13 protein-coding genes and 1 pseudogene are annotated in these 13,476 nt (G+C 69.9%); 6 read left to right on the forward strand and 8 right to left on the reverse strand.

Going from position 1 to position 13,476, the window contains the following annotated elements:
- Nucleotide 1 precedes the first annotated feature (1 nt).
- The 4 genes from DDF67_RS26270 (at nucleotide 2) to DDF67_RS16625 (ending at nucleotide 3,361) form a co-directional block, all read left to right on the forward strand.
- Nucleotides 2-133, forward strand: a complete 132-nt coding sequence (locus tag DDF67_RS26270) for a hypothetical protein (RefSeq protein WP_269845459.1) — start codon at nucleotides 2-4, stop codon at nucleotides 131-133.
- Nucleotides 130-957: a tryptophan synthase subunit alpha gene (gene trpA, locus DDF67_RS16615; protein ID WP_109101972.1), complete on the forward strand. Its 828-nt coding sequence runs from the start codon at nucleotides 130-132 to the stop codon at nucleotides 955-957. Before DDF67_RS26270 ends, trpA begins: the two co-directional genes overlap by 4 nt.
- A gap of 12 nt (nucleotides 958-969) precedes the next feature.
- Entirely contained in the window at nucleotides 970-1,893 is a 924-nt protein-coding gene (locus DDF67_RS16620) for an acetyl-CoA carboxylase carboxyltransferase subunit beta (protein ID WP_109101973.1), read from the forward strand.
- Nucleotides 1,894-2,044: 151 nt separating this feature from the next.
- The gene (locus DDF67_RS16625) at nucleotides 2,045-3,361 is read left to right on the forward strand and encodes a bifunctional folylpolyglutamate synthase/dihydrofolate synthase (protein WP_109101974.1); all 1,317 of its coding nucleotides are present in this window, start codon (nucleotides 2,045-2,047) and stop codon (nucleotides 3,359-3,361) included.
- Between the two features lie 315 nt (nucleotides 3,362-3,676).
- Here DDF67_RS16625 and DDF67_RS16630 read toward each other — a convergent pair whose 3' ends face one another.
- Entirely contained in the window at nucleotides 3,677-4,699 is a 1,023-nt protein-coding gene (locus DDF67_RS16630) for a WD40 repeat domain-containing protein (RefSeq protein WP_109101975.1), read from the reverse strand.
- Nucleotides 4,700-4,922: 223 nt separating this feature from the next.
- Between DDF67_RS16630 and DDF67_RS16635 the strand changes: the two genes are divergently transcribed.
- A complete protein-coding gene (locus DDF67_RS16635) occupies nucleotides 4,923-5,369 on the forward strand; it encodes a biopolymer transporter ExbD (RefSeq protein WP_109101976.1) in 447 nt (148 codons plus the stop codon).
- 127 nt (nucleotides 5,370-5,496) lie between these two features.
- Nucleotides 5,497-6,128, forward strand: a pseudogene (locus DDF67_RS16640) (LysE family translocator).
- A 139-nt stretch (nucleotides 6,129-6,267) separates the two neighbouring features.
- Here the strand turns inward: DDF67_RS16640 and DDF67_RS16645 are convergent.
- The 7 genes from DDF67_RS16645 to DDF67_RS16675 all read right to left on the reverse strand — a co-directional run bounded on the left by DDF67_RS16645 (nucleotide 6,268) and on the right by DDF67_RS16675 (nucleotide 13,409).
- Nucleotides 6,268-7,935 (reverse strand): putative bifunctional diguanylate cyclase/phosphodiesterase, encoded by a 1,668-nt coding sequence (locus DDF67_RS16645; RefSeq protein ID WP_109101977.1) that lies wholly within the window; start codon nucleotides 7,933-7,935, stop codon nucleotides 6,268-6,270.
- Between the two features lie 46 nt (nucleotides 7,936-7,981).
- Nucleotides 7,982-8,560: a GNAT family N-acetyltransferase gene (locus tag DDF67_RS26100; RefSeq protein ID WP_109101978.1), complete on the reverse strand. Its 579-nt coding sequence runs from the start codon at nucleotides 8,558-8,560 to the stop codon at nucleotides 7,982-7,984.
- 38 nt (nucleotides 8,561-8,598) lie between these two features.
- Complete coding sequence (locus DDF67_RS26105; protein WP_109101979.1) at nucleotides 8,599-9,873, reverse strand: M16 family metallopeptidase; 1,275 nt, start codon at nucleotides 9,871-9,873, stop codon at nucleotides 8,599-8,601.
- Between the two features lie 139 nt (nucleotides 9,874-10,012).
- Nucleotides 10,013-11,410, reverse strand: coding sequence for a threonine synthase (gene thrC, locus DDF67_RS16660; RefSeq protein ID WP_109101980.1), 1,398 nt, complete (start codon nucleotides 11,408-11,410; stop codon nucleotides 10,013-10,015).
- Complete coding sequence (locus DDF67_RS16665; RefSeq protein ID WP_109101981.1) at nucleotides 11,410-12,099, reverse strand: SURF1 family protein; 690 nt, start codon at nucleotides 12,097-12,099, stop codon at nucleotides 11,410-11,412. The genes thrC and DDF67_RS16665 overlap by 1 nt, the downstream gene beginning before the upstream one ends.
- Nucleotides 12,092-12,454: a DUF983 domain-containing protein gene (locus tag DDF67_RS16670; RefSeq protein WP_109101982.1), complete on the reverse strand. Its 363-nt coding sequence runs from the start codon at nucleotides 12,452-12,454 to the stop codon at nucleotides 12,092-12,094. The genes DDF67_RS16665 and DDF67_RS16670 overlap by 8 nt, the downstream gene beginning before the upstream one ends.
- Nucleotides 12,455-12,533: 79 nt before the next feature.
- Nucleotides 12,534-13,409 carry a cytochrome c oxidase subunit 3 gene (locus tag DDF67_RS16675; RefSeq protein ID WP_109101983.1) on the reverse strand — a complete coding sequence of 292 codons (876 nt, stop codon included), beginning with the start codon at nucleotides 13,407-13,409 and terminating at the stop codon, nucleotides 12,534-12,536.
- Between the last annotated feature and the right edge of the window lie 67 nt (nucleotides 13,410-13,476).

The following is a 13,476-nucleotide window of genomic DNA, read 5'->3' on the forward strand; positions in this document are numbered from 1 at the left end:
GATGGAAGAGACCACCCGGAACTGGCTCCTCTGCATCCTGCTCGCCCTGCTCCTCGGGGGCGGCGCGCTGGGCTTCGCGATGCACATGGGCTGGATCGGGATCGAAATCGAAAGCGTCAGCACCACGCCATGACCAAAGACCGCATCGACCGCCGCTTCGCGGCGCTGAAGGCGCAGAACCGCGCCGGCTTCGTCGCCTATGTGATGGCCGGCGATCCGGACGCCGCCACCGCGCTGGAGATCCTCAAAGGTCTGCCCGCCGCCGGCGCCGACCTGATCGAACTGGGCTTCCCGTTCTCGGATCCGATGGCCGAGGGCCCGACCATCCAGCGCGCCAGCCAGCGCGCCCTGGCCGGCAAGATGACCCTGAACGGCACGCTGGACCTGGCCCGCGCCTTCCGCGAAGGCGACCAGGACACCCCGCTGATCCTGATGGGCTATCTGAACCCGCTGGTGAACAAGGGCTTCGAAGCCTTCGCCAAGGCCGCGGCCGAGGCCGGCGTCGATGGCCTGATCGTCGTCGACTGCCCGCCGGAAGAAGCCGATCCGCTGAGCGACGCGCTGGAAGCCGAGGGAATCTCGCTGATTCGCCTGGCCTCGCCGACGACCGATGAAAAGCGCCTGCCGGCCGTCGTGCGCCGCACGTCAGGCTTCGTCTACTACGTGTCGGTGGCCGGCGTGACCGGCGTCAAGGAAGCCGACGCCGATGCCGTCGCCCCCGCGGTGGAGCGCCTGCGCGCGGCCGCGCAACTGCCTGTGGCGGTTGGCTTTGGCATCCGCACGGCCGAGCGCGCCGCCGAGGTGGCCCGCGTCGCCGACGCCGCCGTGGTCGGCTCGGCGCTGGTCGATGAAATTGAATCAGCGGGCAAGCTGAACGAAAACGTGACCCAAAAGGTTCTTTCCAAGGCGTCGGAGCTGGCTAAGGCTGTGCGATCCGCGCGACAAGAGACGGTGTGAGGCTGTAAGGCTATGGCGATGGCTGAACCCCAAGGCCCCAAGAAGGGCGACAAGACCAAGAGCTCGACCGACCGCCGCGGCGGCTGGCTGTCGCGCATTGCCCCCGGCGTGCGCGGAGCCTTCGCCAAGCGCGAGACGCCCGAGAACCTCTGGGTCAAGTGCCCCGACACGGGCGAGATGATCTACCGCTCCGACCTGGAGGCGGCCCTGTGGGTCACCCCGGCCGGACGCCACATGCGCATCGGTCCCGAGGCGCGCTTCAAGTTCACCTTCGACGACGGCGAGTACGAGGCCCTGCCGACCCCGTCGGTCGTCGAGGACCCGCTGAAGTTCTCGGACGGCAAGCCCTACAAGGACCGCCTGGCCGCCGCTCGCAAGAGCACCGGCGAGCAGGACGCCATGGCCATCGGCTACGGCAAGATCGCCGGCGTCGACGCCGTCGTGCTGGTCCAGGACTTCGCCTTCATGGGCGGCTCGCTAGGCATGGCCGCCGGTGAAGGCTTCATCGCCGCCGCCAAGGCCGCCCTGGCCCGCCAGGTTCCGCTGGTCGCCTTCACCGCCGCCGGCGGCGCGCGCATGCAGGAAGGCGCCCTGTCGCTGATGCAGATGGCCCGCACGACCCTGGCCATCAACGAGCTGAACGACGCGGCCCTGCCCTATGTCGTGGTCCTCACCGACCCGACCACCGGCGGCGTCACCGCTTCCTACGCCATGCTGGGCGACGTGCACCTGGCCGAGCCGGGCGCGCTGATCGGCTTCGCGGGTCCCCGCGTCATCGAGCAGACCATACGCGAGACCCTGCCGCCGGGCTTCCAGCGTTCGGAATACCTCGTCGAAAAGGGCATGGTCGACCGCGTGACCGCCCGCAAGGACCTGCCGTCCACCCTCGGCTCGATCCTCGGCACCCTGATGCTGGGCCGTCGCAAGGCGGCTTGAAGTCCTGCTCCTCCCCCGCTCGCGGGGGAGGGGGACCGCGAAGCGGTGGAGGGGGCGACCGCCGCACTCCGTCCCTCGCCCCCTCCGTCACGGCGCTGATAGCGCCGCGCCACCTCCCCCGCTTCGCGAGGGAGGAGCTTTCGGGGCTCCCATGACCGACCACCTTCGCGCCCACGACGCCGCGCTGGAGCGCCTGCGGGCGCTGCATCCGCTGAAGATCGACCTGTCGCTGGGCCGCATGCGCCGGCTATGCGCGGCGCTTGGCGACCCGCAGGACCGCCTGCCGCCGGTGATCCACGTGGCCGGCACCAACGGCAAGGGCTCGACGGTCGCCTATCTGCGCCACATGGCCGAGGCCGCGGGGCTTTCGGTCCACGTCTTCACCTCGCCGCACCTGGTGCGCTTCGTCGAGCGTATCCGCCTGGCCGGGATCCTGATCACCGAAGCGCATCTGGCCAGCGTGCTGGAGCGTGTCGAGACGGCCAATGCCGGCGAGGCCATCACGTTCTTCGAGATCACCACGGCCGCGGCCTTCGTCGCCTTCGCCGAGGTTCCGGCCGACCTGTGCATCATCGAGGTGGGCCTGGGCGGCGTGCTTGACGCCACCAACGTCATCGCTACGCCCGCCGTCAGCGTCATCGCCCCGATCGACCTGGATCACCGCGAATTCCTGGGCGACACGATCGAGCAGATCGCCGTCGAGAAGGCCGGGATCATCAAGCCCGGCGCCCCCGCCGTCAGCGCCCGCCAGCAGGACGCCGTCGACGGCGTGCTGGAGACCGCCGCGGCCCTGGCCGGCGTGGAACTCACGCTGATGGGCCGCGACTTCGACGCCTGGGAGGAGCGCGGCCGCCTGCTGGTGCAGATGCAGGACCGCCTGCTCGACCTGCCCGCCCCCGCCCTGCCCGGCGAACACCAGTTCGCCAATGCGGGTCTTGCCGTCGCAGCCCTGCTGGCCTTGGGCGATCCCAGGATCGACGAAGAGGCCATGGGCCGGGGGATCGCCGGCACGGTCTGGCCGGCCCGCTTCCAGCGGCTGACCGCCGGCCCCTACGCGCAGACCGCGCAAGCCGCCGGCGCCGACCTCTGGCTCGACGGCGGCCACAACCCCCACGCCGGCCGCGCGGTGGCCCGCGCCGTGGCCGACCTCGCCGCCCGCGACGGCCGCCCCGTGGCGCTGATCTCGGGCCTGCTGGCCAACAAGGACGCCGCGGGCTTCTTCGAGGCCTTCCGGGGGGTCGCGACCAAGGTCTTCACCGTCACCTTCGAGGGCCACGCCGCCGCCAGCGCCGCCGAAACCGCCGCCGCCGCCGAACTGGCCGGCCTGCGCGCCGCCGCCTGCGACAGCCTCGACGACGCCCTGTCCCGCGCACTGGCGCTGGACCCGGTCCCCCACGTGCTGATCTGCGGCTCGCTCTACCTGGCCGGCGAAGTCCTGGGGGCCGACGAAGCGACCTGGCCGACCTAGAAACACCCTCTCTCATGGAGAGAGGGAGGGGCCCATGGCGCAGCCATGGGAGGGTGAGAGGGTACACCCTGTCCGGATACGTCGCGGACTGAGCACCCAGCCCCAACCATCGTCATCCCGGAAAGCCCGAAGGGCTTATCCGGGACCCAGGAGCCGCCGCATCGGGGTTGCTCTGGGTCCCGGCTCTACGCGCTACGCGCTCCGGCCGGGATGACGGCATAACAAGGTCAGAGCTTCACCGGCGAACGGTGAAACCTCTCACCCTCCCACCGCTTCGCGGCGGGTCCCTCCCTCTCTCTCAGAGAGAGGGGTCTTTCAGAAATTCCGCGTCGAGATATCCGGCACCGCCAGCACGCCGGCCTCGCCGGCCTCGTCGCCCCAGGCCAGGCGCGAGCCGTCGGCGTTGACCGACAGGCTGCTGATGGCCGCGCCCCTCTCGGCCTTCAGGGTCTCGATGCGGCCCGAGCGCAGGTGGCAGGCCCAGATGCGGCCGTTGTCCTGGCCGGCGATGACCACCGGCAGGGCGTCGACGCCGGCGACCTGCACCACCAGGGAGTCGCGCGAGAAGCCGATCTCGGCGGCTTCCTTGCCCATCGGGCCGTTGGCCCCGGCGAACGGCCAGACGACCGCGCCGTTGGCGCCGGCCGTGGCCAGCAGCGCGCCCTTGTCGCAGAAGGCCATGCTCTTGATCTTGGCCGGATAGCCGCCCATCCGCATGTCCTTGCCGTCCGACAGGCGCCAGCCGTGCAACTGGTTCTCCTGCATGGCCGAGACCAGGAACTTGCCGTCGGGGCTGTAGGCCAGGCCCACGTGGCTGCCGGCCCACTTCATCACCGTCGGCTTCTGGTCGGCGATCCGGCCCCACCACAGCGACACGCCGCCGTAGCCCGCCGCGGCCAGGCGCTTGCCCTTGGGATCGAAGGCCACGCCCGACACCGTCTTCTCGTGGGCATAGACCCGGCGGAAGCTGTCGTCGGCCGAGTCCAGCACGTGGACCTCCTTGCCGGCGGTGAAGGCGATCAGGCCCGAGGCCGGGCTTGCGGCCACGTGTTCGATCCACTTGCCCCTGACCTCGGCCAGCAAGGTGGCGACCAGCTCGTCGCCTTCCAGCCGGCTCCAGACCACGCGACCGTCGTCGCCGCCGGTCACCAGCCCCCGGCCCGACGGGTGGACGCAGGCGGACAGCGCCGCCCCGCCCATCGGCCCGCCATGGGCCTCGACGGTGACGAAGCCGCCCTCGGCCTCGAATCGGACGGTGCCGTCGCCAAGAGCGAATCCGGCGCGTCCAGCGCGATCGAACAGGGCGGCGGTGACGTAGGCGTCGAAGGAAAAGATCATGCGCGGGGGCTTAGCGCGGCCTGATTGCGAGCGCTAGTCGCGCATCGCGCGAAGCCTGGCGCTAGAATCCGGCGCCTGAACGGCGTTAGGCCAAAAAGACTCACAAAAGGGGTTGCCATGGCGGCGCGTCCTCGGGCTTTACTTCCGCGCTCGTCTGCGCCAGACGTGGCATCTAACAATTTCTGGACCGTCCTGGGGGCGGTCCCCGGGAGACAGTCAGGCTATGGCGGCTAAACTTGCTGGCGGCGGCGGCGGTCGCTACTCGCTGAACCAGAATTCCGAAATCAACGTCACGCCCTTCGTCGACATTCTGCTCGTTCTGCTGATCATCTTCATGGTCGCCGTGCCGATGGCCGTGACCTCGATCAAGATCGACCTTCCGCCGGCCTCGCCGCCCCCTCCGGGCGAGAAGCCGCCGGAACCGGTGTTCATCTCGATCCAGAAGTCGGGCGCGCTGTTCATCGCCGATCAGCAAACCAGCCTCGACAACCTGCCGATCGATCTCGACGCCCGCTTCACCTCGACCGGCCAAGCCGGTCCGAAGGACGACCAGCGCGTCATGATCCGCGCGGACGCCGACGTGCTCTACTCGGACTTCATGGGCGTCCTGAACCAGCTGCAAAGCGCAGGCTGGTACAAGGTCGGCCTGATCAACGAAGACATCCACTAAGCCACGGCGTGGCGGTCGCCACGCTCCAGAGGCGCTAGGACGTCTTCGGCGATCGCCGAAAAGTATCGAGGGGCCGGCGGCGAAAGCTTCCGGCCCCTTTTTCATGCCCGTTTGAGCGGAGCCCTCGATGCCCGACGCCAAGACCTGGATCGCCTTCTGCCTGGTCTGCCTGGGCATGGCGCTGACGCCGGGCCCCAACATGCTGTACCTGGTCAGCCGATCGATCTGCCAGGGCAGGTGGGCCGGCATCGTCTCGCTGGCCGGCACGGCTGCGGGCTTCGTCGTCTACCTTTTCTGTGCGGCCCTGGGCATCACCGCCCTGCTGATGGCCGCCCCGATCGCCTACGACGTCCTGCGCTTCGGCGGCGCGCTCTATCTGGGCTGGCTGGCCTGGCAGGCCATCAAGCCCGGCGGCGCCTCGCCGTTTCAGGTGCGCGACCTGCCCCGGGATCCGCCGATCAAGCTGATGGCCATGGGCTTCCTGACCAACCTGCTCAATCCCAAGGCCGCGATGCTCTATCTGTCGCTGCTGCCGCAGTTCATCGATCCTGGGCACGGGAACGTGCTGAGCCAGTCGCTGCTGCTGGGGGGCAGCCAGATCGCCATCAGCCTGTCGGTCAACGCCGCGATCTGCCTGGCGGCCGGGACCATCGCCGGCTTCCTGGCCACGCGCCCCAGCTTCGCCCTGGTGCAGCGCTGGTTGATGGCCAGCGTGCTGGGGGCCTGGCCGTCCGCATGGCCACCGAGGCCCGCCGCTAGCCTCCAGTACCGCCCAGAACCGCCCAGCAGGCCATGGGCGAGGCTGCGGCCAATCCCGCGCTATGGGGCCCTTCTGAGCGACCGGCAGCAGCATTCTAATGGACGGCGGCGTCACCGCCGCCTGGGCAAGGGCTGGGGTTCAGCCCCGCGCCTTCACCGGCGCGGCGCCGTCTACATAGGCCTCGTTGAGATAGACCTCGGCCTCCTGCGGCGACAGGGCCGGCGCATAGCCGAAGCCCTGGCCGTAATCGCAGCCGAGCTTCTGCAGCGCACTGGCCATCTCGGCGTTCTCGACGCCTTCGGCCACCACTTCCAGGTCCAGGTCCTGGCCAAGCTTCACCACCGAGCGCACGATCTTGGCCGAGCCGGCGTTGCCGCCCATGGTCCGCACGAAGTAGCGGTCGATCTTCAGCGTGTCGAAGGGCAGGCGCGTCAGGTAGGACAGCGACGAGAAGCCGGTGCCGAAGTCGTCCAGCGCCAGGCCGGCGCCCGCTTCGCGCAGGGCTTTCAGGATCACCGCGGCCCGCTCGGGGTCGCGCATGATGTCGCTTTCGGTGACTTCCAGCTTCAGCGCGCCGCGCGGCAGGCCGTTCTCGGCCAGAACCTGGGCCACGTCGTGAACCAGACCCGGACGGTCGATCTCCCCGGTCGACAGGTTGACGCTGACGGTCAGGGCGCCGACGGCCGGGTGACTGCGGCGCCAGGCAGCCAGCTGCTTGCCGGCGCTGCGCATCATGTGCTCGCCGAGCTCGGCCATCAGGCCCATCTCTTCGATCAGCGGCAGGAACTCGTCGGGCGGCAGCAGGCCGCGGCGCGGGTGGATCCAGCGCGCCAGGGCCTCGAAGCCCGACAGGGCGCCGGTCGACAGGCGCACGACCGGCTGGAAATAAGGAATGATCTCGCCCCGGCCGATGGCGCCGCGCAGGTCGGCCTCCAGCGCCAGGCGCGACAGGCCGTCGGTCTCCATCGAGCGGCCGTAGGCCGCGGCCGAGCCGCGTCCGTTGGCGGCGGCGGCCTCGACGGCCAGCTCGGCCCGGCGAACCAGCTCAGCGGCCTCAGGGGCGTCCTCGCCGCCCTCGGCCGAGACGGCGCCGATGGTCAGGGTCGGGTGGATGTCGAAGCCGGCGATGCGCAGCGGCTGTTCCAGCGCGGTGCGCAGCAGCTCGGCCGGCTCATAGCCCTTGGGCTCGCACAGCACGGCGAATTCGTCCTCGCCGATGCGGCCCAAGATCGAGCCTTCCGGGAAGGCGGCGGCCAGGCGCGAGCCAAGCGCGGCCAGCACGAGGTCGGCGCGTTCGTGGCCCAGGGCCTCGTTCAGGCGGCGCAGGCGGTCCAGGTCGGCCACGACCAGCTCGTGCACGCCGTCGTGGGTCAGGCGCTCGCGGGCGCGGGCGATGAAGCTGCGGCGGTCCAGAAGGCCCGTCAGCTCGTCCTTGCCGGAGGCGGCGAATTTCACTTCCGGGGCGATGACGCCGGCGGCGCGCAGCCCCTCTTCCAGCCACACGCCCCGCCAGATGCAGACCCCGCCGCTGCGCATGCGCAGGCGAACGACGATCTCGGCCCCGGCTTCACGCACGCGCAGCAGCTCTTCGGCCTGGGCGCGATCCTGCGGCAGGGCCAGGGCGCGGAAGGCGGCCGAGGAGCATTCCGGGGCCAGCGGAGACAGGCCCAGGGCCCGGGCCGCGCCGTTGATGCGCAGGCGGTCGGCTTCGGGCTCCCAGTGCCACAGGGCGACCTCGGCCGCGCCCAACGCTTCCAGCGTGGTCGTCGCGTCCCAGATCCGTCGCTCGGCAACCTTGAATGACATGCCCGTTCCCACGCCGAAAAAGCCGGCGTCACAGCCCGGGCGGTCGCTAGGAGGGAGCGATCAACCCGAACAGACGATGATCTCGCCACTCGCCGTTAATTTTGAGATAAGCGCGGGCGTATCCCTCCTCGGAAAACCCGCAGCGCGACAACAGGTCCGCCGAGCGCGCGTTGTGCGGCATGCAGGCGGCCTCCAGCCGGTGCAGCCCCAGCGGCCCGAACGCGAAGTCGATCACCGCCTTCACCGCCTCGGTCGTATAGCCCTGGCCGGCGAACGACTCGCCCACCCAGTAGCCCAGCACCCCGGTCTGCGAGACGCCCCGGCGGATGTTGAACAGCCGCACCCCGCCGACGATGGCGTCGTCGTCCTTGCGAAACACGAAGAACGGAAACGCCTCGCCCAGCTCCAGCTCGCGGGCGTAGGCGGCCAGGCGCTGGCGGAAGGCCGTGCGCGTCAGGTCGTCGGCCGGCCAGCTGGGCTCCCACGGCGTCAGGTAGCCGCGCGAGGCCGCCCTGAGCTCCGACCACGGCTTGTGGTCGGCCAGGCGCGGCAGGCGCAGATAGACCCGCTCGGCGTCGATGCGCGGGCCATGGTCGATGCGGAGCAGGCGAAGGATGGCGGACAAGCAATCGGTCTCAAATCTCGAAGCCGCACCATCGCGGCTTATCTGTCGGCGAACAACGTCCGCCGGAAGATTTCGCCCGCCGAAAGCGCGGTCTTGGCGCCCAGCACGGCGGTGGCCGCCCGGCCCGGCGCCAGCATGCGTTCGCCCAGCCGCGTAATATCCTGCGCGGTGACCGCCTCGACCCCGGCCGCCAGCTCGGCGGGCGAGAACAGCTGGCCGAAGGTCAGGGCCTGGCCTGCGTTCTGCTCGGCGCGGGCCAGTGGCTGCTCGCGGGCCATGAACATGTGCGCCTTCAGCTGGGCCTTGCAGCGCGCCAGCTCGGCCGGCTCGATATGCGCGGCCAGGGCCAGCAACTGCTCGGCGCAGACCTTGGCGGTTTCGGCCGCGTCCTTGGCCGCGCAGCCGACATAGATGCCCAGGCCGCCAATGTCGGCATAGGTGTCGGCATAGGCGTCGATGTTGTAGGCGAGGCCGCGCTTCTCGCGGGCTTCCTGGAACAGGCGCGACGACATGCCCCCGCCCAGGGCCTCGGCGAAGACCCGCAGGGCGAAATAGTCGTCGTCGCGCGAGCCGGCGGCCGGCAGCATCAGCACCAAGTGGGCCTGCTCCAGCTTGCGGCTCTCGGCGAAGGCTTCGCCCACGAACGGCGCGGGATCGGGCATCGGCGCGCCCGGCGTCGCCGGCAGGTCGCCGAAGGCTTGTTCGGCCAGCGCCAGGATTTCGGCCTCGTCGACGGCGCCCGTGGCGCTGACCACCAGCCGGTCGGCGGCGTAGAGGGCCGCGCGCCATTGCGCCAGGGCTTCCGGCGTCGCCGCCTCGACGCTTTCGACCGTGCCCAGGATCGGCCGGCCGACCGGATGGTCGCCCCAGGCCCCCTTCTGCAGCAGGTCGAAGACGTAGTCGTCGGGGGCGTCGGCGGCCTCGGCGATCTCCTGGGCCACCACCTGCTTCTCGCGGGCGAGATCCCCGGCGTCGAGCGTGGGACGGCGCACCAGGTCGGCGATCACCGCCATGGCGAGCGGCGCCCCGCCCTTCAGCGCCCGCACCTGGAAGCTGGTGCGTTCATAGCCGGTGGCGGCGTTGATCGAGCCGCCCTCGGCCTCGATCACCTCGACGATGTCGCGCGCACTGCGGCCGCCCGCGCCCTTGAACACCATGTGCTCGAGCAGATGGGCCCAGCCCGATCGCGCCGGGTCCTCGTAGGCCGCGCCGCGCCCGGCGACGACGGTGAGGGCCAGGGTCTCTAGCCCCGGCATCGGGTCGCAGACGACGCGGACGCCATTGGGGAGGGTATGCAGGGTCGGAAGGCTCATTTCCCTCCGTGTAGACGCCTAAGCGCGCGAAAGCGACCCTTCGGCCCTCCTGGAAAGCTGATCGCCGCTCCTCTCCCGTAAAATCCCCGCGAAGGCGGGGGTTCTACGGGCATTGAGATCCTGAGAGGATCCCTAGCCCCTACTTACCCGCAAACGCCCGCACGTGGGCCTTCACGGCGGCCGCATCGGCCGGCAGGCGGTCGAAGCGTTCGGGCTTGGCCGACAAGTCCGGCGCGCCGCGCGGCACGCCCTGGACGACGGCGGTGGCGGCCAGCACGGCCTCGGGGAACTTGGCCGGGTGCGCGGTCGACAGCACCACGATCGGGGTCGTGGGACTCTCAAGCCGCACGCGGGCGGCGGCGGCCAGGCCGACGGCGGTGTGCGGGTCGACCACCTCGCCCGTCTCGTTCAGGGTCGAGAGCATGGTCTTGGCGGTGTCGGCCTCGCTGACCGAGGCGCCGGCGAACAGCTCGCGCATCATGGCCAGGGCGCTGGGGGGGATGTCCAGCGAGCCGGTGGTGTTGAAGCCCCGGAACGCCCGTCCGGTCTCGACGCCGTCGCGTCGCACGGCCTCGAAATAGAGGCGCTCGAAGTTGGACGCGACCTGGATGTCCATGGCCGGGCTCTGGGTGGCGGCCACCGCGCCGCGGGCGTAGCGGCCGTCCTCGAAGGCGCGGGCCAGGATGTCGTTGCTGTTGGTGGCGGCCACGACCTTGGCGATCGGCAGGCCCATCTGCCGGGCCACGAAGGCGGCGTAGGCGTCGCCGAAATTCCCGGTCGGCACGACGAAGGCCACTTCGCGGTCCGGCGCGCCCAGGCTGACGGCGGCGGTGAAGTAGTAGACGCTCTGGGCAGCGATCCGCGCCCAGTTGATCGAGTTGACGCCCGACAGGTCCACCGCATGGCGGAACTGGTCGTCCTGGAAGGCCTGCTTGACGATGGCCTGGCAGTCGTCGAACGAGCCCTGCACCGACACGCAGCTCACGTTGGCGTCCTGCGCCGTGGTCATGAACCGGCGCTGGACCTCGCTGATCCGGCCCTCGGGGAAGAGCGCGACGATGCGGGCGTTGCTGCGGCCGCGGAAGGCCTCGACGGCCGCGCCGCCGGTGTCGCCCGAGGTGGCGCAGATGATGGTCATGGTCCGCGACTGACGCGACAGCACGTAGTCGTACAGCCGGCCCAGGAGCTGCATCGCAACGTCCTTGAAGGCCAGGGTCGGGCCATGGAACAGCTCCAGCAGGTAGCGATTGGCGGCCAGCTGCTTCAGCGGCGTCACCGCCGCGTGGGTGAAGCTGGCATAGGCCTCGTCGCACATCTGGGCGAGATCCTCGGCCGGTATGTCCTCGCCGACGAACTTGCCGAGCACGGCGGCGGCCACCTGTGCGTAGGTCTTGCCGGCGAAGGCGGCGATCTCTTCGGGCGTGAAGGCCGGCCAGGCCTCGGGCACGTACAGGCCGCCGTCGGGCGCCAGGCCCGCCAGCACCGCGTCCAGGAAACCGATCGAAGGGGACTCGCCCCGGGTCGAGACGTAGCGCATCAGGATCTCATCTTCCGCCAGAGCATGGCGGCATAGATAAACAGCAGGGTCACGGCAAGACCAAACCACGTAAGCGCGTATTCCAGGTGTCGATTGGAAATTTCTGCCGGCAGCGGCGCGGGGGTCACGCCGGCGACGGCGGGGGTGGCGGTCTCGACCATCAGTATGTGCGAGGCGGGCCTGTCGGCGGCGACGGCGGCCAGGGCCTTCTCGCGATCGCCGCCCAGCGCCTTGGGAGCCATCAGCACGCCCACCGCCCGCGACGGCGCGACGAAGGTTCGGGGACTGGGCTGGATCTGGCCGGTCAGGGCGTCGACGAGACCAAGATCCAGCAGCACCACGCCGTGCGCCTGGCCCGCCAGGCGGCAGGCGGCCATGGCGCGCCAGACCATGTCGCCGTCGCGCACGCCATAGACCAGCGGCAGCGGCGCGGTGTGCCCCGGCGCGCAGTCGGCGGCCACGCGCACGAAGTCGACGTCCTCGCCCCGGTCGGCGCGCGCCAGCACACCGGCCAGCGGAACGGCCGGCGCGGTCTTCAGCGTCTCGATCCGCGCCAGCAGGTCTTCCTTCCAGGCCAGGCGCTGCATCTGCCAGGACCCGAGGCCGCAGAGGATGGTGAAGGCGATCAGCGTCACGATCGTCAGGACGATCGGAAAGCGGCTCTTCTTGGCGGATACGGCCTCAGACATCGTCGCGCCCCGCCTCGCTGGCCTTGTTGGCGATCTGGGCGGCGACCATCAGGCCCTTGGCCGGGCGCATCAGCACCAGGCACGCGACGAGGGTCAGCGGCAGCCAGACCAGCAGCAGCAGCCACACCGGCCAGCCCCAGGCGAACATCGAGAACAGCGCCCCGAAGGCGCAGAGAAAGCCGGCGATCAGGATGACGAAGGTCGCCGCGCCGTCGCCCGTCTCGTGCCTGCCAAGGTCATAGCCGCAGGCCTCGCAGCGCTGGGCCACCTTGAGGAAGCCCTCGAACAGGAAGCCCTCGCCGCAGACGGGACAGCGCCCGGCGGCGCCGGCGGCGTAGGGGTTGGTCTTGGGCATCGGCTCCCCGCAGGAACGCTGAAACGAAAAAGGCCCGGAACGCTGGTCGGCGTTCCGGGCCTCTCGGAAGACCGTGACCTTAGTGCGCCGAAGCGCCGAAGATCACGTAGATGAAGGCGAACAGGAACAGCCAGACCACGTCGACGAAGTGCCAGTACCAGGCGGCCGCTTCGAAGCCGAAGTGCTGCTTGGGCGTGAAGGCGCCGTTCATCAGGCGGATCAGGCAGACGATCAGGAACAGCGTGCCCACGAAGACGTGGAAGCCGTGGAAGCCGGTGGCCAGGAAGAAGGTCGAGCCATAGAGGCCCGAATTGGCGGCCGCTTCGCTGTAGAAAAGGTTCTCGTGGTTGATGTGGGCGTATTCGTAGACCTGGATGCAGGTGAACAGCGCGCCCAGCAGGATGGTCAGGATCAGGCCCCACTTGGCGCCCTTGCGGTCGCCTTGCTGCAGGGCGTGGTGCGACCAGGTGATGGTCGTGCCCGAGAGAAGCAAGGTCAGCGTGTTGACCAGCGGCAGGTGCCAGGGCGAGACGGTCTCGACCCCGGCCGGCGGCCAGGCGGCCCAGGCGGTGCGGACTTCCTCGATGCTGGAAAGCGTGCGGTGGCCGTGGAACAGGGCCATCTCGAAGAAGATCCAGAACCACGCCACGAAGAACATCACTTCCGAGGCGATGAACAGCACCATGCCGTAGCGCAGGCCGATCGAGACGACGGGGGTGTGGTCGCCGGCGTTGGCTTCCTTGATGACGTCGCGCCACCAGCCGAACATCGTGTAGAGCACGCCGGCCAGACCGGCGGCGAACAGCCACCACTGGCCCTTCTCGATGCCGAACACGCCGCCCTTGATCCAGGCGATCAGGCCGATGGCCATGACGGTGGACGCCATCGAGCCGACGAACGGCCACGGGCTAGGCGGCAGGATATGGTAGTCGTGTTTGACGGCGCCGTGGGCCATGTGTTGCGAACCCTCTGATTATTTGAAGTACGCGTCGCGTAGGTCCCCCAAGGCCCGCGCACTCCCT

Origin of the sequence: Caulobacter endophyticus, from assembly GCF_003116815.1 — a bacterium.
GTDB lineage: Bacteria > Pseudomonadota > Alphaproteobacteria > Caulobacterales > Caulobacteraceae > Caulobacter > Caulobacter endophyticus.

Excerpts from the sequence above, each read along its gene's own strand:
- DDF67_RS16620 (WP_109101973.1), top strand. The coding sequence starts at position 970 with ATGGCGATGGCTGAACCCCAAGGCCCCAAGAAGGGCGACAAGACCAAG.
- DDF67_RS26270 (WP_269845459.1), top strand. The coding sequence starts at position 2 with ATGGAAGAGACCACCCGGAACTGGCTCCTCTGCATCCTGCTCGCCCTG.
- DDF67_RS16665 (WP_109101981.1), bottom strand. The coding sequence starts at position 12,099 with ATGTCTGAGGCCGTATCCGCCAAGAAGAGCCGCTTTCCGATCGTCCTG.
- trpA (WP_109101972.1), top strand. The coding sequence starts at position 130 with ATGACCAAAGACCGCATCGACCGCCGCTTCGCGGCGCTGAAGGCGCAG.
- DDF67_RS26105 (WP_109101979.1), bottom strand. The coding sequence starts at position 9,873 with ATGAGCCTTCCGACCCTGCATACCCTCCCCAATGGCGTCCGCGTCGTC.
- DDF67_RS16625 (WP_109101974.1), top strand. The coding sequence starts at position 2,045 with ATGACCGACCACCTTCGCGCCCACGACGCCGCGCTGGAGCGCCTGCGG.
- DDF67_RS16630 (WP_109101975.1), bottom strand. The coding sequence starts at position 4,699 with ATGATCTTTTCCTTCGACGCCTACGTCACCGCCGCCCTGTTCGATCGC.
- DDF67_RS16675 (WP_109101983.1), bottom strand. The coding sequence starts at position 13,409 with ATGGCCCACGGCGCCGTCAAACACGACTACCATATCCTGCCGCCTAGC.
- DDF67_RS16670 (WP_109101982.1), bottom strand. The coding sequence starts at position 12,454 with ATGCCCAAGACCAACCCCTACGCCGCCGGCGCCGCCGGGCGCTGTCCC.
- DDF67_RS16645 (WP_109101977.1), bottom strand. The coding sequence starts at position 7,935 with ATGTCATTCAAGGTTGCCGAGCGACGGATCTGGGACGCGACGACCACG.
- DDF67_RS16635 (WP_109101976.1), top strand. The coding sequence starts at position 4,923 with ATGGCGGCTAAACTTGCTGGCGGCGGCGGCGGTCGCTACTCGCTGAAC.
- thrC (WP_109101980.1), bottom strand. The coding sequence starts at position 11,410 with ATGCGCTACGTCTCGACCCGGGGCGAGTCCCCTTCGATCGGTTTCCTG.